The 611-nt window shown below is 47.6% G+C and carries 1 pseudogene; it reads right to left on the reverse strand.

From position 1 onward, the window contains the following. A pseudogene (gene gidA / locus R7O13_RS28625) lies at positions 1–611 on the reverse strand (tRNA uridine-5-carboxymethylaminomethyl(34) synthesis enzyme MnmG); the annotation flags it as partial.

A 611-nucleotide genomic window follows, 5' to 3' on the forward strand; every position in this document is an offset into this window, starting at 1 on the left:
TTCCTCGCCTTTTTTCAGCAAGCCGTGCTTCTTCAGATGCACAAGAAGAATTGAAATCGCTGCAGGCGTAATGCCGGAAATACGCGAAGCAATGCCAATACTTTCCGGTTTGGCTTCGCTCAGTTTCGCAACCACTTCGTTCGACAAACCTTTTACGTCTTTGTAATCCAAATCCGCAGGCAGTTTTGTGTGTTCGTGGCGAAGTGATTTTTCGATCTCTTCTTGCTGACGCTTGATGTAACCGTCGTATTTCACCTGAATTTCTACTTGTTCTGCCGCTTGTTGATCTTCAAGAGCAGGAGCAAAGGCATCAAGTTGAGTCAATTGTGAGTATGAGATCTCTGGACGACGCAGAAGATCCTCACCACTTGCTTCACGCGCCATTGGCGTTTTCAGCAGTTTGTTCAGTTCATCAATGCCCGCCGAGTTCGGGTTTACCCAAGTAGACTTCAGACGCTGACGCTCGGTTTCCATGTTCTCGATTTTTTCGTTGAAACGCGCCCAACGAACATCATCAATCAAGCCAAGTTCACGAGCTTTTTCTGTCAAACGAAGGTCGGCGTTGTCTTCTCGAAGCAATAGGCGGTATTCCGCGCGAGAAGTGAACATGC

This window comes from Vibrio sp. Y176, from assembly GCF_033438945.1.